Annotated in this window: 21 protein-coding genes and 2 tRNA genes; 6 read left to right on the top strand and 17 right to left on the bottom strand. The window is 64.7% G+C overall.

Features of this window, described 5'->3' with window-relative positions; all coding sequences use genetic code 11:
* Window positions 1-21 precede the first annotated feature (21 nt).
* Genes nuoH through ACW176_RS15065 form a run of 12 tightly spaced genes read right to left on the bottom strand, consistent with a single transcriptional unit; the run spans window position 22 to window position 9,203 of the window.
* Window positions 22-1,089, bottom strand: coding sequence for an NADH-quinone oxidoreductase subunit NuoH (gene nuoH, locus ACW176_RS15120; RefSeq protein WP_419317202.1), 1,068 nt, complete (start codon window positions 1,087-1,089; stop codon window positions 22-24).
* A gap of 4 nt (window positions 1,090-1,093) precedes the next feature.
* Window positions 1,094-3,154: an NADH-quinone oxidoreductase subunit NuoG gene (gene nuoG / locus ACW176_RS15115; protein WP_492109725.1), complete on the bottom strand. Its 2,061-nt coding sequence runs from the start codon at window positions 3,152-3,154 to the stop codon at window positions 1,094-1,096.
* Window positions 3,155-3,159: 5 nt separating this feature from the next.
* Entirely contained in the window at window positions 3,160-4,479 is a 1,320-nt protein-coding gene (nuoF, locus tag ACW176_RS15110; RefSeq protein WP_492105105.1) for an NADH-quinone oxidoreductase subunit NuoF, read from the bottom strand.
* A gap of 3 nt (window positions 4,480-4,482) precedes the next feature.
* Window positions 4,483-4,749 (bottom strand): hypothetical protein, encoded by a 267-nt coding sequence (locus ACW176_RS15105; protein ID WP_492109724.1) that lies wholly within the window; start codon window positions 4,747-4,749, stop codon window positions 4,483-4,485.
* Window positions 4,746-4,973: a hypothetical protein gene (locus ACW176_RS15100; protein ID WP_419255219.1), complete on the bottom strand. Its 228-nt coding sequence runs from the start codon at window positions 4,971-4,973 to the stop codon at window positions 4,746-4,748. The genes ACW176_RS15105 and ACW176_RS15100 overlap by 4 nt, the downstream gene beginning before the upstream one ends.
* Window positions 4,973-5,659, bottom strand: coding sequence for an NADH-quinone oxidoreductase subunit NuoE (nuoE, locus tag ACW176_RS15095; RefSeq protein WP_419317206.1), 687 nt, complete (start codon window positions 5,657-5,659; stop codon window positions 4,973-4,975). The genes ACW176_RS15100 and nuoE overlap by 1 nt, the downstream gene beginning before the upstream one ends.
* Window positions 5,660-5,662: 3 nt before the next feature.
* Window positions 5,663-5,995 (bottom strand): nuclear transport factor 2 family protein, encoded by a 333-nt coding sequence (locus ACW176_RS15090; RefSeq protein WP_492109723.1) that lies wholly within the window; start codon window positions 5,993-5,995, stop codon window positions 5,663-5,665.
* On the bottom strand, window positions 5,992-7,242 hold the full coding sequence (locus ACW176_RS15085) for an NADH-quinone oxidoreductase subunit D (RefSeq protein WP_419317208.1): 1,251 nt from the start codon (window positions 7,240-7,242) through the stop codon (window positions 5,992-5,994). Before ACW176_RS15085 ends, ACW176_RS15090 begins: the two co-directional genes overlap by 4 nt.
* Window positions 7,239-7,640 carry a hypothetical protein gene (locus tag ACW176_RS15080; protein WP_419321464.1) on the bottom strand — a complete coding sequence of 134 codons (402 nt, stop codon included), beginning with the start codon at window positions 7,638-7,640 and terminating at the stop codon, window positions 7,239-7,241. The genes ACW176_RS15085 and ACW176_RS15080 overlap by 4 nt, the downstream gene beginning before the upstream one ends.
* A gap of 2 nt (window positions 7,641-7,642) precedes the next feature.
* A complete protein-coding gene (locus ACW176_RS15075) occupies window positions 7,643-8,254 on the bottom strand; it encodes an NADH-quinone oxidoreductase subunit C (RefSeq protein ID WP_492109722.1) in 612 nt (203 codons plus the stop codon).
* Window positions 8,251-8,856, bottom strand: coding sequence for a NuoB/complex I 20 kDa subunit family protein (locus tag ACW176_RS15070; RefSeq protein WP_419317210.1), 606 nt, complete (start codon window positions 8,854-8,856; stop codon window positions 8,251-8,253). Before ACW176_RS15070 ends, ACW176_RS15075 begins: the two co-directional genes overlap by 4 nt.
* Window positions 8,826-9,203 (bottom strand): NADH-quinone oxidoreductase subunit A, encoded by a 378-nt coding sequence (locus ACW176_RS15065; protein WP_419255213.1) that lies wholly within the window; start codon window positions 9,201-9,203, stop codon window positions 8,826-8,828. The genes ACW176_RS15070 and ACW176_RS15065 overlap by 31 nt, the downstream gene beginning before the upstream one ends.
* Window positions 9,204-9,403: 200 nt before the next feature.
* Between ACW176_RS15065 and ACW176_RS15060 the strand changes: the two genes are divergently transcribed.
* The 3 genes from ACW176_RS15060 to ACW176_RS15050 all read left to right on the top strand — a co-directional run bounded on the left by ACW176_RS15060 (window position 9,404) and on the right by ACW176_RS15050 (window position 10,748).
* Window positions 9,404-9,480: transfer RNA gene (locus ACW176_RS15060), tRNA-Asp, on the top strand.
* A gap of 71 nt (window positions 9,481-9,551) precedes the next feature.
* Window positions 9,552-9,628, top strand: a tRNA-Asp gene (locus ACW176_RS15055).
* 112 nt (window positions 9,629-9,740) lie between these two features.
* Complete coding sequence (locus ACW176_RS15050) at window positions 9,741-10,748, top strand: LLM class flavin-dependent oxidoreductase (RefSeq protein ID WP_492109721.1); 1,008 nt, start codon at window positions 9,741-9,743, stop codon at window positions 10,746-10,748.
* Window positions 10,749-10,805: 57 nt separating this feature from the next.
* Here ACW176_RS15050 and ACW176_RS15045 read toward each other — a convergent pair whose 3' ends face one another.
* Both ACW176_RS15045 and rnd read right to left on the bottom strand, forming a co-directional pair.
* Window positions 10,806-12,569 carry an ATP-binding protein gene (locus ACW176_RS15045; protein WP_492109720.1) on the bottom strand — a complete coding sequence of 588 codons (1,764 nt, stop codon included), beginning with the start codon at window positions 12,567-12,569 and terminating at the stop codon, window positions 10,806-10,808.
* Between the two features lie 129 nt (window positions 12,570-12,698).
* Window positions 12,699-13,871, bottom strand: coding sequence for a ribonuclease D (gene rnd / locus ACW176_RS15040; protein WP_419317214.1), 1,173 nt, complete (start codon window positions 13,869-13,871; stop codon window positions 12,699-12,701).
* A gap of 114 nt (window positions 13,872-13,985) precedes the next feature.
* On the opposite strand from rnd, the gene purM reads away from it, so the two are divergent.
* The gene (gene purM, locus ACW176_RS15035; RefSeq protein WP_492057453.1) at window positions 13,986-15,011 is read left to right on the top strand and encodes a phosphoribosylformylglycinamidine cyclo-ligase; all 1,026 of its coding nucleotides are present in this window, start codon (window positions 13,986-13,988) and stop codon (window positions 15,009-15,011) included.
* Window positions 15,011-15,595: a phosphoribosylglycinamide formyltransferase gene (purN, locus tag ACW176_RS15030; protein WP_492109719.1), complete on the top strand. Its 585-nt coding sequence runs from the start codon at window positions 15,011-15,013 to the stop codon at window positions 15,593-15,595. Before purM ends, purN begins: the two co-directional genes overlap by 1 nt.
* Here purN and ACW176_RS15025 read toward each other — a convergent pair.
* Entirely contained in the window at window positions 15,587-16,231 is a 645-nt protein-coding gene (locus tag ACW176_RS15025) for a YoaK family protein (RefSeq protein ID WP_419317217.1), read from the bottom strand. The genes purN and ACW176_RS15025 overlap by 9 nt on opposite strands.
* 160 nt (window positions 16,232-16,391) lie before the next feature.
* Here ACW176_RS15025 and ACW176_RS15020 point away from each other — a divergent pair, with 160 nt between their 5' ends.
* Window positions 16,392-17,030, top strand: coding sequence for a DedA family protein (locus tag ACW176_RS15020; RefSeq protein WP_492109718.1), 639 nt, complete (start codon window positions 16,392-16,394; stop codon window positions 17,028-17,030).
* A 47-nt stretch (window positions 17,031-17,077) separates the two neighbouring features.
* Here the strand turns inward: ACW176_RS15020 and ACW176_RS15015 are convergent, their stop codons facing one another.
* On the bottom strand, window positions 17,078-18,151 hold the full coding sequence (locus ACW176_RS15015; RefSeq protein ID WP_492109717.1) for a sensor histidine kinase: 1,074 nt from the start codon (window positions 18,149-18,151) through the stop codon (window positions 17,078-17,080).
* 166 nt (window positions 18,152-18,317) lie between these two features.
* Window positions 18,318-18,737 (bottom strand): nucleoside-diphosphate kinase, encoded by a 420-nt coding sequence (gene ndk, locus ACW176_RS15010; RefSeq protein WP_419317220.1) that lies wholly within the window; start codon window positions 18,735-18,737, stop codon window positions 18,318-18,320.
* Window positions 18,738-18,746 lie beyond the last annotated feature (9 nt).

Here is an 18,746-nt window from a genome sequence, read left to right as displayed (position 1 = left end):
CTATGGCGGCTTGGCGGTTCATCAGGCGCCGGGTCCAAACACACGCCAGGCTGCGACCAGAACAACCAGCACCAGCGAGGTCGGCAGGAACACCTTCCAGCCCAGGCGCATCAGTTGGTCGTAGCGGTAGCGGGGCACGATGGCCTTGGCCATGGCGATCATGAAGAACCAGAAGCAGATCTTGGCGAAGAACACCAAGGCCAGGAAGAAGTTACCCCACCAGCCCCAGCTCACCAGGAAATCGGTCGGGAAACCGGGGTTCCAGCCGCCAAAGAACAGGACGCTGATCATCGCGCACATCAGGACGATGTTGGAATACTCGGCGACCATGAACAGCAGGTACGGAGTCGAGCTGTACTCGACCTGATAGCCGGCCACGAGTTCGGATTCGGCTTCCGGAAGGTCGAAAGGCGGGCGGTTGGTCTCGGCCAGGGCCGAGATGTAGAACATGCCCATCGCCATCACCATGACCGGCAGCAGAACGATGTTCTTGAGGCCGCCGCCAAAGACGTTCCAGTTCCAGAACCAGCCGGACTGCGCCTCGACAATGGTCGACAGGTTCATCGAGCCGGCCAGCAGGATCACCGTGATGATGATCAGGCCGATCGAGACTTCATACGAAACCATCTGCGCCGCCGAGCGCAGCGCGCCCAGGAACGGGTACTTCGAGTTCGAAGCCCAGCCGCCCATGATGATGCCGTAGACACCCAGCGAGCTCATCGCCAGCAGGTACAGGATGCCGACGTTCAGGTTGGAGACCACCCAGCCCGGCGCGAACGGGATGGCCGCCCAGCCGACGAAGGCCAGAACCAGGCTCAGCAGCGGCGCCAGGATGAATACCACCTTGTCGGCGCCGGCCGGAATGATGATTTCCTTCAGCACGAACTTGAAGAAGTCGGCGAAGGATTGCAGCAGGCCAAACGGCCCCACCACGTTGGGGCCCTTGCGCATCTGAACGCCGGCCCAGATCTTGCGGTCGGCCAGCAGCAGAAACGCCAGGCTCAGCAGCACCCAGATCACGACCAGCAGGATCCCGCCGGTCGTCAGCAGGGTCCAGGTCACCGCCGGATTGGAGAAGAAAGCGCTCATCGGCCTACTCCGCCGCGATCTTGGCGGCGCCGGAGACGACGGCCGCGCATTCGGCCATGGTCACGCTGGCGCGCGCGATGGGATTGGTCAGGTGGAAGGCCTTGATGGCGTTCTCGAACGGCGTGTCGGCTAGTTCGCCTGGACCGCCAACGGCTGCCAGGTCGAACACGGTCGGGATAGAGCCCGGCGCGAAATCGATCTGGCCGAAGGTCGGGTGGTCTGCGAACAGCTTGGCGCGCAGTTGATCCAGACTGTCATAGGGCAGCTTGTGGCCGAGAATCTCGGACAGGGCCCGCAGGATCGACCAGTCTTCCTTGGCCTCACCCTTCGGGAACACCGCCCGTTCGCCCATCTGGACGCGGCCTTCGGTATTCACATAGAGGCCGTTCTTTTCGGTATAGGCCGCGCCCGGCAGGATCACGTCGGCCTTGTGCGCGCCATTGTCGCCGTGGGTGCCCAGATAGATCTTGAAGGCGTCCGACGCGGCGGTCTCGCATTCGTCGGCGCCCAGCAAGAACAGCACATCAAGCGCGCCCGGCTTCAGCATCTGGCCAGCGGTCAGACCGCCCTCGCCCGGCACGAAGCCCAGGTCAAGACCGGCGACGCGAGCAGCGGCGGTGTGCAGGACGTTCCAGCCGTTCCAGCCGGCCTTCACGACGTTGAACGCCTTGGCCACGCCGGCGGCCGCCTTCAGCACGGCGGCGCCGTCAGCGCGGGTCAGAGCGCCCTGGCCTATGATGATGGCGGGACGCTCGGCGTTCTTCAGGGCTGCAGCGAAGTCGGACTTGCTCTTGGCCAGGCCCGACAGGGTCTTGGAGCCGGCGCCGAGATAGTCGTACTCGTAGGTCAGGTCGCCCTGCTCGCCGATCACGCCGATGCGGAGCTTGCCGGCGATCCACTGCTTGCGCAGGCGGGTGTTGAGCACCGGCGCCTCGACGCGCGGGTTCGTGCCGACCAGCAAGATGACGTCGGCGTTCTCGATCCCGGCGATCGTGGTGTTAAACAGCCAGCTCTCGCGCGGACCAGCGCCCAGCGCCACGCCGTCCTGGCGGGCGTCGAGGTTCTTCACGCCCAGAGCGGCGAAGAGGTCTTTGGTCGCCTTCAGGCTTTCAGCGTCCTGCAAATCGCCGGCGATGACGCCGATGCGGTCAGCGGAGGTTGCCTTGATCTTCTCGGCCACGGCCGCGAAGGCCTGGCCCCAGGTCGCCGGCTGCAGACGGCCGCCGACGCGGACGTAGGGACGGTCCAGACGTTGACGCTGCAGGCCATCGACGGCGTAGCGCGTCTTGTCGGAGATCCACTCCTCGTTGACGTCCTCGTTAACGCGCGGCAGCACGCGGAGCACCGCAGCGGCGCGGCTATCGACGCGGATCGCCGAGCCCAGCGCGTCCATGACGTCGATGCTCTCGGTCTTCTTCAGTTCCCAAGGCCGCGCCTCAAAGGCGTAGGGCTTGGAGGTCAGGGCGCCGACCGGGCAGAGATCGATCACATTGGCCGACAGTTCCGACGTAACCGCCGCGCCCAGATAGGTCGTGATTTCAACGTCTTCGCCGCGCGAGATTAGGCCGATCTCCGGCGAACCGGCGACTTCGGTGATGAATCGGACGCAGCGGGTGCACTGGATGCAGCGCGTCATCACGGTCTTGATGAGCGGGCCCATGGCCTTCTCTTCAACCGCGCGCTTGTTCTCTTCGTAACGGCTGTCGTCGCGGCCATAGCCCATGGCCTGGTCCTGCAGATCGCACTCGCCGCCCTGGTCGCAGATCGGGCAATCCAGCGGGTGGTTGATGAGCAGGAACTCCATCACCCCTTCGCGGGCCTTCTTGACCATCGGGGTCTTGGTGAAGATCTCCTGGCCCTCGGCGGCCGGCAGGGCGCACGACGCCTGCGGCTTCGGCGGACCGGGCTTCACCTCGACCAGACACATCCGGCAGTTGCCGGCGATGCTGAGACGCTCGTGATAGCAGAAGCGCGGGATCTCTTCCCCGGCCAGTTCAGCGACCTGCAGAACCGTCATGCCGGGTTCGAACTCGACCTCGACGCCGTTGACCTTGGCGATAGCCATGCTTGTTACTCCGCCGCGATCAGCTTGGCGCCCTGCACGTGCAGGCGACCGCTACGATAGGATGCGATCCGGTCCTCCACCTCGTGGCGGAAGTGACGGAACAGGCCCTGGATCGGCCAGGCGGCCGCGTCGCCCAGGGCGCAGATGGTGTGACCCTCAACCTGGGTCGTGACGTCCAGCAGGGTGTCGATCTCTTTGGGATCGGCCTCGCCGGTGACCATGCGTTCCATGACCCGCCACATCCAGCCGGTGCCTTCGCGACAGGGCGTGCACTGGCCGCAGCTCTCGTGCTTGTAGAAGTACGACAGGCGGGCGATGGCGCGGACGAGGTCAGTATCCTTGTCCATGACGATGACAGCCGCAGTGCCGAGACCCGAGCGCAGGGCGCGCAAGGCGTCGAAGTCCATGGGCAGATCTTCGCACTGCTCGGCGGGGATCATCGGCACGGACGAGCCGCCAGGGATCACGGCCTTCAGGTTGCCCCAGCCGCCCCGGATGCCGCCGCAGTGATCCTCGATCAGCTGGCGGAACGGGATGCTCATGGCCTCTTCGACGTTGCAGGGCGTATTCACGTGCCCGCTGACGCAGAAGAGCTTGGTGCCGGTGTTGTTGGGGCGACCAAAGCCTGCAAACCAGGCCGCGCCGCGACGCAGGATGGTGCCGGCGACAGCGATGCTCTCGACGTTGTTGACGGTCGTGGGCATGCCGTAGAGGCCCGCGCCGGCCGGAAACGGCGGCTTCAGGCGCGGTTGTCCCTTCTTGCCTTCCAGGCTTTCCAGCAGGGCCGTTTCTTCGCCGCAGATATAGGCGCCGGCGCCGTGGTGGACGTAGATGTCGAAGTCCCAGCCGTGAACATTGTTCTTGCCCACAAGCTTGGCCTCGTAGGCCTGCTTGATGGCGGCTTCCAGCACTTCGCGCTCGCGGACATATTCGCCGCGAATATAGATGTAGCAGGCGTGGGCGAGCATGGCGCGCGAGGCGATCAGGCAGCCTTCGATCAGGAGGTGCGGGTCATGCCGCATGATCTCCCGGTCCTTGCAGGTGCCCGGCTCGGATTCGTCGGCGTTGACGACCAGATAGTGCGGACGACCGTCCTTCACTTCCTTGGGCATGAACGACCACTTCAGGCCGGTGCCGAAACCCGCGCCGCCCCGGCCGCGCAGGCCGGAGTTCTTCATGTTGTCGATGATCCAGTCGCGCCCGGCGTCCAGGATGTCCTTAGTGCCATTCCAGCAGCCGCGCTTCTTCGCGCCTTCCAGGCCCCAATCATGGAGCCCGTAAAGGTTCGTGAAAATGCGGTCCTTGTCTTCGAGGATACCGACCATGACTCAGCTTTGCGGATCGAATGGATGGGCGCGCACATACCGCGTCCGACGAAGGATGACATAGGCGAAAAGCAGCCAACCGGCGGCAATCGTCACAAGACCCAGAACAACGGCCCATTCTGGCGCGCCAGCGATGACCCGGCCCCAGATCAGAAGCAGGGCGCCGAGCAGGCAAGCCACGAAGCCGACGCCGCGCTCGCGGCGACCAAGGCCGCGAACCGTCTCGAGATAGGCGGCTCTGCGCGTGTTGAAGTCGCTGTCGTCGATCATGACGAAGCCCCCTCTTCCCGCTTCACGGCGCGCATCCAGCCCAGAACGAACCAGATCTGCGCGCCCAGCCCTGCAGCGACCAGAACCAGGAAGGCCGGCAAAAGCCAACCGATACCCATGGCCACATGACCGACGATCGCCGCGCCGGCCAGCACGAAGCAGACCGCATCGATGGCGAGCATCGCGGTCAGTCGCTTCTTCTGGAGGACGGCGTCGGTATTCATCAGGCAGTCGGCTCCGCCTTGGGAGCCTTCTTGGGCTTTTCGGGCAGGTTCGGGATCTTGATCTTCTTGGCCAGCGAGCCGTCGAAGAGCTTGGGATCGGTCAGGGTCTTGATCGAATCCTTGGGCTCTGACGCCTTGCGGCCGTCGTAGCTGCCCGGCTGCGGCGACTTGCCGGCGGCGAAGTCATCGAGAATCTGGGCCAGGCTCTCCGGCGTCAGGTCCTCGTAATAGTAGTCATTGATGGCGGCCATCGGCGCGTTGCAGCAAGCGCCCAGGCACTCGACCTCTTCCCAGCTGAACTTGCCGTCTGCCGAGACGTGGTTGGCGTCGCCAATCTTGTCCTTCAGCACCTTGCGCAGGTCCAGGGCGCCGCGCAGTTGGCAGGGCGTCGTGCCACAAAGCTGCACGAAGGCGACCTTGCCGACCGGCTGCAACTGGAACATCACGTAGAAGGTCGCGACTTCCAGCACCCGGATGACCGGCATTTCAAGCTGCCTGGCGATCTCCTGGATCGCGGGCTCAGGAATCCAGCCTTCCTGCTTCTGGGCCAGCCAGAGCATCGGGATCACCGCCGACTGCTTGCGCTCGGCGGGATATTTGGCTTTCCACCAGTCAGCCTTGGCCTGGCTCTCCTTGGAGAACGCAAAGCTCGCGGGCTGTTCCTTGGCGAGACGACGAACGGACATGCGTCAGGCTTTCACGAAATCGACGCGAGCGATCTTGTCGCCGGCGAAGGTGTAGATGGCGGCGACCTCGAAAGGCGTCGCGTCGGGCGAACGGAAGACCCGCTCATGGTCGATGACCTTGTTGCCGATCACCACACGCGACAGCAGTTCGGCGCGGTTTTGCGGAAACTGGGCGAACAGGCCGACATGCCGCTCGCGGAACGCTGAGACGCCATGCAGGTTGGGCTCGGCGTTCAGATCGGCGACCATCATGTCGTCGGCGAAGTGCTTGCACAGCGCATCGACGTCCTGGGCGTTATAGGCGTCCAGCTGGCCTTGAACGGCGGCCTCGATCAACGGTCGATCTCCCCGAACACGATGTCCAGCGAGCCCAGGATGGCGGACACGTCGGCCAGCATGTGGCCGCGGTTCATCCAGTCCATGGCCGCCAGGTGCGGGAAGCCCGGCGCGCGGATCTTGCAGCGATAGGGCTTGTTGGTGCCGTCAGAGACCACGAACACGCCGAACTCGCCCTTGGGCGCCTCGACGCAGGCATAGACCTCGCCAGCCGGCGTGCGGAAGCCCTCGGTGTACAGCTTGAAGTGATGGATCAGAGCTTCCATCGAGCGCTTCATCTCGGCGCGACGCGGCGGACTGACTTTGTTGTCCTCGGTCATCACCGGGCCGGGCGTCTTGCGAAGCATCTCGCAGGCCTGGCGGATGATCTTCGCGGACTCACGCATCTCCTGCATGCGACACAGATAGCGATCGTAGCAGTCGCCGTTCTTGCCCAGCGGGATATCGAACTCGAATTCGTTATAGCACTCGTAGGGCTGGCTGCGGCGCAGATCCCAAGCGATGCCGGAACCCCGCACCATCACGCCGCTGAAACCCCACTCGATCGCCTGCTCGCGCGTCACGACGCCGATATCGACATTGCGCTGCTTGAAGATGCGGTTGCCGGTGATCAGCGTCTCGATGTCGTCGCATATCTTCGGGAACGCCTTTGCCCAGGTGTCGATGTCCTCGACAAGAGCGTCAGGCAGATCCTGGTGGACGCCACCCGGCCGGAAATAGTTGGAGTGCAGGCGAGCGCCGCAGGCACGCTCGTAGAACACCATCAGCTTTTCACGTTCCTCGAAGCCCCAGAGCGGCGGCGTGAGGGCTCCAACGTCCATGGCCTGGGTCGTCACGTTCAGAAGGTGACTGAGGACACGGCCGATTTCGGAATAAAGCACCCGAATGATCTGGCCACGCTTGGGAACATCGACACCAAGCAGTTTCTCGATGGCCAGGCAGAAGGCGTGCTCCTGATTCATCGGAGCCACATAATCGAGGCGGTCGAAATACGGGATGTTCTGGAGGTAGGTGCGCGCCTCCATCAGCTTCTCGGTGCCGCGATGCAGCAGGCCGATGTGCGGATCGACGCGTTCGACGACTTCGCCGTCCAGCTCCAGCACCAGGCGCAGCACGCCGTGCGCGGCCGGGTGTTGTGGGCCGAAATTGATGTTGAACTTGCGGACGGGCGTTTCCGGGATCATCGGAACCGCCGGTTCGTCACGGACGAGATCGGTCACCGCTGCGGGGGTGTCTTGGCCGGTCATGATTCCTGGCCTTCCTTACGCTGCTCGATGCTGAGTGAAACAAGCAGTCCGGCGATCAGCAGGACGGCGCCCAGCAGTGTGATGATGGTGGTGGCGACATCCCAGGACTGAGAAATCGCGGCTTGCGACAGCGGCAGGGCCAGCAACACGGACGCCGCGCCCAGCAGCGCGCTGCGCAGCTCCGCGATTTCCATGCGCCGCAATCCGGCTCCAATCGCCAAGGTCATGACGGCGATCATGATCGCGATGCCCAGGCCCTTGTTCTGCTCCACCGAAATGATCGGCGCGCGCGTGAACCAGCCCGTCAGCCGCATGCCGATGGTCATCAGGAACGCGGTGGAAAATGTCACCAGAAAGAACGCGGTGGCGGAACGGAACGTCGGCCGGCGCAGACCCATGATCATGCATCCCCTGCTCTCTTCTCGGCCTTCTCGTCGCCAGGCAGGGCATACTTCGCGCCTTCCCAGGGGGAGAGGAAATCGAACGCACGGAACTCGGTAATCTTGACGGGTTCATAGACGACGCGCTTGAGCTCGTCGTCGTAACGAACCTCGACATAACCCGTCATCGGGAAGTCCTTCCGCAGCGGATGGCCATGGAAGCCGTAGTCGGTCAGAATCCGGCGCAGGTCCGGATGGCCGTCGAAGAAGATGCCGTACATGTCGAACGCTTCACGTTCGAACCAGTTGGCCACTTCGAACACCGGGGTGATGGACGGGACCGGCGTGTCCTCGTCGGTAGAGACCTTCAGACGGATGCGATGGTTCTTCACCAGCGACAGCAGGTGGTAGACGACGTCGAAGCGTGCAGCACGCTCCGGATAGTCGACACCGGCCAGATCAATCAGCTGGTGGAAACGGCAAGCAACATCGTCACGCAGGAAGATCAGCGTGTCGCAAACCGTCGCGGCGCGAGCCACGATGGTGAGTTCACCGAAGGCCACCGAATGGCCGAGCACGCCCGGGCAGCGCGCGACGATGTCCTGGCCGAGAAGTTCGAGAGCTTCGCTCATCGCTCGATGGTCCCCGTGCGACGGATCTTCTTTTGCAGCTGCAGCACGCCATAGACCAGAGCCTCGGCGGTCGGCGGGCAGCCTGGGACATAGATGTCCACCGGCACCACCCGGTCGCAGCCGCGAACGACGCTGTAGCTGTAATAGTAGTAGCCGCCGCCATTGGCGCAGCTGCCCATCGAGATCACATAGCGCGGCTCGGGCATCTGGTCGTAGACCTTGCGCAGAGCCGGAGCCATCTTGTTGGTCAGAGTGCCCGCGACGATCATCACGTCGCTCTGACGCGGGCTGGCGCGCGGCGCGAAGCCATAGCGCTCGAGGTCATAACGCGGCATCGAAGCCTGCATCATTTCCACGGCGCAGCAGGCTAGGCCGAACGTCATCCACATCAGCGAGCCGGTCCGAGCCCAAGTGATAAGGTCATCGGCTGCGGCCGTGATGAAGCCCTTGTCGGCCAACTGACCCGAGACGCCGTCAAAGAACGGATCGTGCAACTTGGGATCATAGCCCTGCACCGTCGAGCGGCCGGCGGAGCCGGCCGGAATCAGGGGCGAGCTATTGGCGGGAACGATCACTCCCATTCGAGGGCGCCCTTCTTCCATTCGTAAATGAAGCCGACAGTCAGGACACCCAGGAAGGTCATCATCGACCAGAAGGCAAAGACCGCAGCTTCGTGCGGCAATTTCATCAGGCTGACGGCCCAGGGGAACAGGAACGCCACTTCCAGGTCAAAGATGATGAAGAGGATCGACACGAGGTAGAATCGAACGTCGAACTTCATGCGCGCATCGTCGAAGGCGTTGAAGCCACATTCGTAGGCAGACAGCTTTTCCGGGTCTGGCGCCCTGGGCGCGAGCACCGCAGCAGCGGCCAGGAAGGCGACACCGATGACGGTCGCGATCCCTAGAAAAATAACGATCGGCAGATACTGGAGAAGGAAGGCGTTCATGACAGCCCTTGGCTTGAATCGAGCGGGTTGTAGCCCATGCCCGCCGACGCTTCAAACGCCTGCGACACATTGAGAAACGGTCGCAACTGATCCCCATCCACAGCTTCGACGACATGGCCGTTGACACGAGTCCGCGCCCGACATATCAGACGCGCCTCGCCGAAGGGCGGGTCGCACTTTCGCTTCGGCGAAGGCCTAATGCGGATGTAGCTCAGTTGGTTAGAGCGCCGGCCTGTCACGCCGGAGGTCGCGGGTTCAAGTCCCGTCATTCGCGCCACCTTCCAAAGGTGGTTGTGCTTCCCTCTTAAGACGGCGAATACGGACGATTGTCGCGCCTTGGCGCACGACGCGGATGTAGCTCAGTTGGTTAGAGCGCCGGCCTGTCACGCCGGAGGTCGCGGGTTCAAGTCCCGTCATTCGCGCCACCGTCCGGCGCTTTCCCCCAAAATTCAAGTTTTGGATCCAATCGGTCACCCATTATGGGTCCTCTGATCGCAAAGACTTGAGCTTGCCGCGATCCGGCACGATGTAGGGTCGATGGCCAAAGCTTCCGTTCCCGCGTTTTCCGTTCTCGACCTGGCGCCTGTGCCGATGGGCTCAACCGTTGGCGACGCTCTCCGCAACAGCCTCGACCTGGCCAGGCACGCAGAGAAGCTGGGCTTTCACCGCTACTGGCTGGCCGAACATCACAACATGCCGGGAATCGCCAGCGCCGCGACGGCCGTGGCCATCGGCTATGTCGCCTCCGGCACCTCGACGATTCGGGTCGGGTCGGGGGGAATCATGCTGCCAAACCACGCACCCCTGATGGTCGCGGAGGCGTTCGGCACCCTGGCCGCACTCTATCCTGGCCGCATCGATCTGGGTCTGGGCCGGGCGCCGGGCGCCGATCAGGCCACCATGAGGGCCCTGCGTCGCTACATGGGCGCTGTTGATTCGTTCGCCCAGGACGTTGTGGAGCTTCAGGCCTGGTTCCAGCCGGCGACGCCGGACCAAGCCGTGCGCGCTGTCCCGGGCGAGGGGCAGGACGTTCCGCTCTGGCTGCTGGGCTCCAGCACCTACAGCGCCCAGCTGGCGGCCGCCCTGGGCCTGCCCTTCGCCTTTGCCGCCCACTTCGCGCCGGACCAGCTCATGGACGCGGTCACCTTGTACCGCCGTCACTTCAAACCTTCCGCCGCCCTCGCCTCGCCCTACCTCATGGTCTGTATCGGCGTATGCGCGGCCGAGACTGACGATGAGGCAAGACGACTGGCATCATCCACCCAGCAGCAGTTTCTGGCGCTGCGCAGAGGCCGGCCTGGCCTTCTGCCGCCTCCCGTTGACGATATCACCCAGATCGCCTCGCCGGCGGAGCTCGCAGGCCTTGAGCATACTTTCCGCTATTCGGCCGTCGGCTCGCCCGAAACGGTGCGGGGCAAGATCAAAGCGGTCCTGGACCTGACCGGCGCCGATGAGCTGATGGCGGCCTCGCAGATCCATGATCACGCCGCACGGGTTCGCAGCTACGAAATACTGGCAAGCGTTCGCCGTCAGCCAAGCGTGTAGCTCCCCTTCCCTTGCTCACGACAACAAGAAGGCGCGCGGATGGGCCGCAGCGCGGCTCTACTGTTCCGCCACGCCATTCAGAGCCGCGTACAGGTCGCTGGGCACGACAGGCTTTTCGATCATGCCGTTCATTCCAGCGCTGCGGCACGCCTCTATGTCCTGGGTCGAAACCGCGCCGCTGACGGCGATGACCGGCGTCTGACGATTCAGCCCGGAAGCGCGCAACCGTCGGGTCGCCTCCAGACCATCCACGCCCGGCATCCGCACATCCATCAGGATCGCGTCGAAGACCCTCACATGGGCCGCTTCAAGCGCCGCCTCAGCGTCGTCTGCCGTCTCCACCTGCGCGCCGAACGCTTCGAGCATTCCGCGCAAGGCGCGCCTGTTAATGTCATGGTCGTCGACCACCAGGATCCGCAACGGCTGCGTGTGCGGGATAAGAGAAGGCGCGTCTGACAGGTCAACGGCCGGCGGCGCAGCGCCCTGCGGCGCGGGCAGGGTCAGGGTAAAGCGAGCGCCACCGCCGGCATCGCTCTCCGCCGTCAGGGTTCCGCCCATCAACCGCGCCAGATCGCGGCTGATCGCCAGTCCCAGACCCGTGCCGCCAAAAGCCCGCGCCGTGCCGACACCGAGCTGGTCATAGGCGCTGAACAGGCGATTGATCTGGTCCGGCGTCAGACCGGGGCCCGTGTCGATGACCTCGATCATCACATTGCGCCCGTCATGTCGTTCGTGGAGGGTGAGGGCCAGGGTGACGCCCCCCTCGGCCGTGAACTTGATGGCGTTGGACAGCAGGTTGTTGAGGATCTGTCGCAGCCGCATCGGATCGCCCCGCACCCAGTTGGGCCGGGTCTGGATCCCTTTTAGTTCCAGCTTGATGCCCTTGGCGCGGGCTTCGCCACGCCACAGCAGCACGCTGTCGTCGACCAAGGCTTCCAAATCATAGTCGACGAGCTCGACACCCATGCGACCCGCCTCGATCTTGGAATAGTCGAGCAGGTCGTTGAGGAGGGTCTTCATCATGTCGCCGGCGTCGGCGATCAGTCTGGCTGCGCCACGATCCGCCCCGTTCTGCCGCTCCAGCATAGCGGCTCCGTTGAGCAGGGCGTTGATCGGCGTGCGCAGCTCATGGCTGACCATGGCCACAAAAGCCGACTTGGCGGCGGTTTGCGCCTCGGCCGCCAGACGCGCCGATCGCTCGGCCTGCATGGCGCGCTGCGACCATGTAAAGACCATACCCAGAACCAGACTCAACAGACCCGCACCAATAAGGAAGTAGGGTGTAACCGGGTCCCTCGTGGATCCGCCAACGAAGGGGAGAATGAAGAGATAGGCCATGTGCGGCGCTACCGCCGAAAGGAACGCCGCGAAGCAGCCCTCGGCCCCCATTAGCGCCGTGAGAATGGAGCCTGAGATGAGCAACGTGGCCGCTGCCGCTGCGGCTGGCGTTCCTATCTGCCAAAGCGGAATCGCCACCCAGCCAAAGACCGTCGCCATAAGCAGGTCGGTCGCCAGGTTGCAGACGACCGTCGAGGCCGGATTGGAAGATGTCAGGAAACGTCGGAGCGCCAGCAGTTCCGCGATCTGCGCGAAGACGTAGGCCGCCGTCCAACCGATGAGAAAGCCAAATCCAGGCCGCCAGGCCATCGAGGCGCACAGCACCAAAATTACGAAAACCCGCAAAGGAACCTGGCTGCGACGGGATACCGCGGCCGGCCGATAGACGACCGCCAGATTTTCCCAGTAACGCGCCAAATTCGCCCCCTGCTCAACGCTCCGCTCGACCTCGCTCCCCCCAAAGCGAACCCCGGCCCAGACCACCTGCAATCGCTTCTACCAAGCGGAACAACCGATAGCAGAACAGTCTCGCATACCTATGACCGTCTCTATCCCGCAGCTTCAACCTTGCTCATTTTGGGTTGAAAAACCCTGTGAGCGTCCAGCTTGGGCTCAGGCGTCAGGCTTGGCCGCTCGTCGCACTTCGACGACCCGAACACGCGCGCCGTCCAGCACCAGGGCCAGTTCGCCGCGTTTGATTTTGAGGGCGTCGGCCCCGAAAGCCTCACGACGCCACCCAGCGAGGGCAGGCGTGTTGGCGTTATCGTCGGCGGCTATCTTTTCAAGGTCCGAGACTGTGGCGATCAGCTTGGACGCCACGCCGGCTTCTTCGGCGCGGGCCTTGAGCAGAACCTTCAGCAGCTCAACGACGGCGCCGGCCGAGGCGGGCGGCGGCGGGCCGGGCTTTTCAAGCACGGGTGCATAGCCTTCAGGATCGGCCAGAGCGGCCTTGATGGCTGCCAGCAGGTCAGGACCAAACTTGCTACCGCCAAAGCCCTTGGGCACGCCACGCAGAGTGTTTAGAGCATCGACAGTGGTCGGGGCCTGGGTGGCCAGTTCGTCGATGGCCTCGTCCTTCAGGATCCGGCCGCGAGGCTGATCGCGTTGCTGGGCGGTGCGCTCGCGCCAGGCCGCCACGGCCTTGAACACGGCCAGATACTTCTGCGCTGTCTTGCGCGGACGCAGCCGGCGCCAGGCCTTTTCCGGATCGACGTCATAAAACGCCGGATCGCATAGGGCCTGCATCTCTTCCTCGACCCACGGCAGGCGGTCGGCGTCGGCCAGCCGCTGACGCAGCATCGGAAACAGCGAGGCGAGATGGGTGACATCCGCCAGGGCATAGGTCAGCTGGGCTTCCGACAGCGGGCGACGGGCCCAATCGGTGAACCGGCTGGACTTGTCGAGCTCGATCTTGAGCATCTGTCGGACCAGCGCGTCATAGGCGATCTGCTCGCCAAAGCCTGCGGCCATGCCGGCGACCTGGGTGTCGAACAATGGCCGGGGCATGGCGCCCAGGTTGTTGAAGATTTCGACGTCCTGCCGGGCAGCGTGGAACACCTTGAGCACACGCTCGTCGCGCATGAGATCCAGCAGCGGCGTCATGTCCAGACCGTCCGCAAGCGGATCGATCACGGCCTCGACATTGGGCGCGCCAACCTGGATCAAGCAGAGCTTGGGCCAATAGGTCGTCTCGCGCATGAACTCGGTGTCCACGGCGACAAAGGGCTGGCCCTGCAACGCGTTACAAAACGCCGCCAGTTCGGCGGTAGTGGTTATCGGCTTCATCGGCTGCTAATAGCCTCGCGCACCCCCGAGTCTGCAAGCGTCAAGCATGGTCGGGGTGCAGATTTCCGCGAGTTGAAGGCGCAATTGCGTCCCCAAATAGACCAGAGCGAGCGAATGAGCGATCTGCCCAACGGCCTCACCTACGCCCAAGCGGGCGTCGACATCGATGCCGGCAACGCCCTGGTCGAGGCGATCAAGCCCCTGGCCAAGGCCACCCGGCGCCCTGGGGCGGATGGCGGCCTGGGCGGCTTCGGCGCCCTGTTCGACCTTAAGGCGGCGGGCTATTCGGATCCTCTGCTGGTCTCCACCACCGACGGCGTCGGAACCAAGCTGCGGATCGCCATCGACGCCAAGATGCATGCCACCGTCGGGATTGACCTGGTGGCCATGTGCGTCAACGACCTGCTGGCCCAGGGCGCCGAGCCCCTGTTGTTCCTCGACTATTTCGCCACCGGCAAACTCGATCTGGAGACCGCCACCAGCGTGGTCGCCGGCATCGCCGAAGGCTGCAAAATGGCTGGCGCGGCGCTGGTGGGCGGCGAAACCGCCGAAATGCCGGGCATGTACAGCGACGGCGAATACGATCTGGCCGGCTTCTCGGTCGGCGCGGTCGAGCGCGACGGCGTGCTGCCCAAGCTGGACAGGCAACGGGCCGGCGACATCATTGTCGGCATCGGCTCCTCTGGTCCGCACTCCAACGGCTATTCACTGGTTCGCCGCGTGGTCGAGCGTTCGGGTCTGGCCTGGGACGCCCCCGCGCCCTTCGCGCCGGGGCTCACACTGGCCGAGGCCCTGATGGCCCCGACCCGCATCTATGTGAAGTCGATCCTGCCCCTGCTGCAGTCCGGCCGGGTCAAGGGCGGCGCCCACATCACCGGCGGCGGCCTGATCGAGAACCCGCCGCGCTGCATCGCGGCCGGCCTGGTCCCCGAGTTCGACTGGAACGCCTGGCCGCTGCCGCCGGTGTTTGCGTGGCTGCAAGAAGTGGGCGGCATTTCCGACCACGAACTGCGCCGCACCTTCAATTGCGGCGTCGGCTTCATCCTGGTGGTCGCTTCCAGCGACGCCGAACCGGTGCTGGCCGCCCTGCTCAACGCCGGCGAGGACGCCTTCATCTGCGGCCAGCTGGTCGCGGGCTAATGCCGCAGAAGACCAAGGTCGCCGTCCTGATCTCGGGCCGGGGCTCCAACATGGAGGCCCTGGTCCGCGCCGCTCAGGCCGAGGACTGTCCCTTCGAGATCAGCCTGGTCCTGGCCAACAAGCCTGACGCCGGTGGGCTTAAAACCGCGCAGGCGGCCGGGATCGAGGCGCTGTGCGTCGACCAGAGGCCGTTCGGCAAGGACCGCGAGGCCCATGAGCGCGCCATCGACACGGCCCTGCGCGAGCGCGAGATTCAGGTCATCGCCCTGGCCGGCTATATGCGCATCCTGACGCCCTTCCTGGTCGACGCCTGGGAGGGCCGAATGCTGAACATCCACCCTTCCCTGCTGCCCAAATATCCGGGCCTCGACACCCACGGCCGCGCCATCGCCGCCGGCGACGCCGAGGCCGGCTGCACGGTGCATCTGGTCACGGCGGGCGTCGACGAAGGCCCCGTGCTCGGCCAGGCCCGCGTGCCGGTGCTGCCGGGCGACGACGAGCACGCCCTGAGCCTGCGGGTGCTTGAGCAGGAACACCGGCTCTATCCAGAGACCCTGGCGGCCTTCTGCCGGGACCTAGGCTAGGCGCTTTTCCTCGACGTGCCGGGCCACGGCCAGCCCCGCGACGACCAGGGCCGCGCCCCACAGCGCCAGCACGCCGAACTTCAGATAGGCCGCCGCGCCCAGCGCGCCCCCCAGGGTCAGCCCCGCCCACAGCAGCACGAACGGCCGCCAGGCCCAGCGGTCGCCTCCGGTCAGGGCCGCCGCGATCCGCTGGCCGGCCTTGACCAGAGCGCCGGTCATGTAGGTCAGACCCACCCCGACATCGCCATTGCGCTGGAAGACCGCGTTCTCGGCCCCCATGGCCAGCACCATGGCCGCGACGCCCGGGCCGTCCAGCCCCGCCATGATCAGCCCCGCCGCGCAGGCCAGCAGGACGGCCTCCAGCGCCATGACCATGGCCCGCCGATCCTCACCCGCCCGCCGCGCGACCAGGGCGCCGAGCACGACTCCCGCCACGAACAGCGCGATCAGCGTCAAAGCCGTCAGGGCCGCACCGACATGGCCGGTGGCCAACCCGACCCCGAGACGGGTCGAGTTGCCGCTCATGAACGAGACAAAGAAGCCGCCCAGCTTGAGGAAACCGATGGCGTCGACATAGCCAGCCACGCCGGAAAGCACGGCGGCAAGCGCCACGTCGCGTCGGCCATAGTCCTTCACCAGGGGTCTCCAGAGGCGGCGGGTTTCGGATCGTCACCGATCTGACAGCCCCGTGTCATTCGAAAACGCCCGAATGGCCCGGCGAGACCAATTGTCGCGTTCGAAAGAAATAACCATCTCGGGTCAGGGTCCTGTCACTATTCATCCGCAAATTGCCCCCATGGAATCGCTGCTGCCCCAACTGACCGAAACGATCGCCCAGAACAGCCATTGGGCTGGGCTGGTCCTGTTCGTCCTGACCCTGCTGGAAGCCCTTCTGCTGGTCGGGCTGCTGATCCCGATCGTCGGGGTGATGGTGATGGCGGGCGCGCTGGTCGCTCAAGGCGTCCTGCACCCGGCCGAGGCCATCCTGTGGTGCAGCGCCGGCGCGATCATCGGTGACGCTATCTCCTTCCTGCTGGGTCGCGGACTGGGCGCGCGCAGGCTGGCCAGCGGCCTGCTGGCGGGACATCGCCGCCTGTTCGCCCGCGCACGCCTGCTGTCGCGCCGCCATGGCGTGATCGCCATCGCCGCCGCGCGCTTCATGGGTCCGGTTCGCCCCTTCATCCCCATAGTGGCCGGCATGTCGCGCTCGCGCCCCTGGGCCTTTCAGGCCGCCAGCGCGGTGACGGCCCCGCTGTGGGTGATCTCGATGCTGGCGCCCGGCTATCTGGCCGCCCGCAACCTGCACATGCTGACCTCCGATCCCGTCGCCGGGGTCGCCTTCGCGGCCGGCGCGGCGGTTCTGTTGATCGCGGGCTATATCGCCTGGAAGCGGCTGACCCCTTTGTCGGCGCGCGCCGCCCGACTGGCCGTCTGAAAAGCAAAAGGCCTTAGCTTTCTGGCGCACTTCTCGCGTGAGGCGCGTCAGGACGCCGACAGGGCGTCCGCGCGGGTGAAGACGATCATCACACGCATCCCGCCGCCGGGCTCGGCCCCAACCTCGACCCTGGCCCTGGCGTTCTGACGCAGGGACTGGACGATCATGTTGCTGAGCTTGCCAGGCCTGGGCCAGACGTAGCCCTCAGGCAGCCCCAGGCCATCGTCCGACACGACCACCCGACAACCCTCTTCATCGACCAGACTGTGCAGGGTGATGGTCCCCCCATCACGCCCCTTGAAGGCGTGTTTGAGGGCATTGGTCAGCAGTTCGTTGACGACCAGGCCGGTCGGCATCGCCACATTGATCGAGACGGGCCATGTATCGACCTGAAGATTGAGGTGAATGCCCTCCACCGCATGAGCCCGCATGACGGCAGAGGCGATCTCGCTGAGATAAACGCCCAGATCGACGGTCTCGGCCTGGCTCTCTTCGGACAGCGAGCGATAGAGCAGGCCCAGGGCCTCGACGCGCCCGGCTAACCGGCTGAACCGTTCGTCCTTGGCCTCTTCAGGCACGTTGCGGGCTTCGATCCGGATCAGGGCCGTGATCATCTGCAGATTGTTGGCCACACGGTGCTGCAGTTCGCGAAGCAGGACGTCCTTGTCGAGGATGCGCTGCTCGAACTCGCTGCGATCGGCGTCACGGCTGGTCGCGCCGACCAGGGCGAGCATGCGAAACACCGGAGCGCCGGCATTGTCCTGGATGATGTTCGACCAGGCGTCGACGGCCTCGACCCCCTGATTGTGGGCAAAGGAGAAGACGCCGATATAGTCCTGATCATCGACGATCGCGTCGCTCAGCGCACCATCATCGTTCGCGTTCGCCGAACGTCCGAGCAGCGCTCTCCACGACTGGCCCTCCAGATCCGCGCCCGTCTGGCCGCTCAGCCGTTCGAACTCGACATTGGCGTAGACGATGCGCTCCATCGGATGCAGTTCCGACACCGCGATGGCGATCGGCACCTGGTCGAGAAACTGTCGGAAGCCGTCGCTTTCCAGCACGCTCGCCAGATCAGGGGTATTGAGCAGCTGATCAACCTGCTCGCCGTTTTCGGTCATGGACTATGGACTCCGCCCTTGCGATCTCCAGACGACGCCGGGGGAGCGGAAGACGGCCTGTATACGCTGAATAGGCGGGCCAGGCATAAGAAAAGCGGCGTGACCATAGGCCACGCCGCTTCTCAAGATCTATTTGAACCGGCGAAGCTCGCCGGTCTGAAAACCTTTAGCCGACGATGTCTTCGTCCTTGAAGAACTGGGCGATCTCGATCGCGGCGTTCTCCAGGCTGTCCGAGCCGTGGACCGAATTTTCGCCGATCGACAGGGCGAACAGCTTGCGGATGGTGCCTTCGGCGGCGTCCTTCGGGTTGGTGGCGCCCATGACGTCGCGGTACTTGGCCACGGCGCCTTCGGCTTCCAGGACCTGCACGACAACCGGCTCGGCAATCATCTGGCCGACCAGTTCGCCGTAGAACGGACGCTCGGCGTGGACTTCATAAAACTTCTTGGCTTGGGCTTCCGTCAGCTTGACGCGGCGCTGGGCGACGATGCGCAGGCCGGCGGCCTCGATCACCGCATTGATGGCGCCGGTCAGGTTGCGACGCGTGGCGTCCGGCTTGAGGATCGAGAAGGTGCGTTCGGTCACGAAGATATC

This window comes from Caulobacter sp. FV1ye13L, assembly GCF_058681155.1.
Note: the sequence above shows the minus strand (reverse complement) of the source record. Positions and strands in the feature narration are given on the sequence as shown.

Coding starts and splice junctions, on each gene's coding strand:
- ACW176_RS15070 (WP_419317210.1), bottom strand. CDS start 8,856: ATGGAAGAAGGGCGCCCTCGAATGGGAGTGATCGTTCCCGCCAATAGC.
- purN (WP_492109719.1), top strand. CDS start 15,011: ATGCCGCAGAAGACCAAGGTCGCCGTCCTGATCTCGGGCCGGGGCTCC.
- ACW176_RS15080 (WP_419321464.1), bottom strand. CDS start 7,640: ATGGGTCTGCGCCGGCCGACGTTCCGTTCCGCCACCGCGTTCTTTCTG.
- ACW176_RS15050 (WP_492109721.1), top strand. CDS start 9,741: ATGGCCAAAGCTTCCGTTCCCGCGTTTTCCGTTCTCGACCTGGCGCCT.
- nuoE (WP_419317206.1), bottom strand. CDS start 5,659: ATGTCCGTTCGTCGTCTCGCCAAGGAACAGCCCGCGAGCTTTGCGTTC.
- ACW176_RS15065 (WP_419255213.1), bottom strand. CDS start 9,203: ATGAACGCCTTCCTTCTCCAGTATCTGCCGATCGTTATTTTTCTAGGG.
- purM (WP_492057453.1), top strand. CDS start 13,986: ATGAGCGATCTGCCCAACGGCCTCACCTACGCCCAAGCGGGCGTCGAC.
- ACW176_RS15105 (WP_492109724.1), bottom strand. CDS start 4,749: ATGATCGACGACAGCGACTTCAACACGCGCAGAGCCGCCTATCTCGAG.
- ACW176_RS15085 (WP_419317208.1), bottom strand. CDS start 7,242: ATGACCGGCCAAGACACCCCCGCAGCGGTGACCGATCTCGTCCGTGAC.
- ACW176_RS15020 (WP_492109718.1), top strand. CDS start 16,392: ATGGAATCGCTGCTGCCCCAACTGACCGAAACGATCGCCCAGAACAGC.
- nuoF (WP_492105105.1), bottom strand. CDS start 4,479: ATGGTCGGTATCCTCGAAGACAAGGACCGCATTTTCACGAACCTTTAC.
- nuoH (WP_419317202.1), bottom strand. CDS start 1,089: ATGAGCGCTTTCTTCTCCAATCCGGCGGTGACCTGGACCCTGCTGACG.
- ACW176_RS15100 (WP_419255219.1), bottom strand. CDS start 4,973: ATGAATACCGACGCCGTCCTCCAGAAGAAGCGACTGACCGCGATGCTC.
- nuoG (WP_492109725.1), bottom strand. CDS start 3,154: ATGGCTATCGCCAAGGTCAACGGCGTCGAGGTCGAGTTCGAACCCGGC.
- ACW176_RS15075 (WP_492109722.1), bottom strand. CDS start 8,254: ATGAGCGAAGCTCTCGAACTTCTCGGCCAGGACATCGTCGCGCGCTGC.
- ACW176_RS15015 (WP_492109717.1), bottom strand. CDS start 18,151: ATGACCGAAAACGGCGAGCAGGTTGATCAGCTGCTCAATACCCCTGAT.
- rnd (WP_419317214.1), bottom strand. CDS start 13,871: ATGAAGCCGATAACCACTACCGCCGAACTGGCGGCGTTTTGTAACGCG.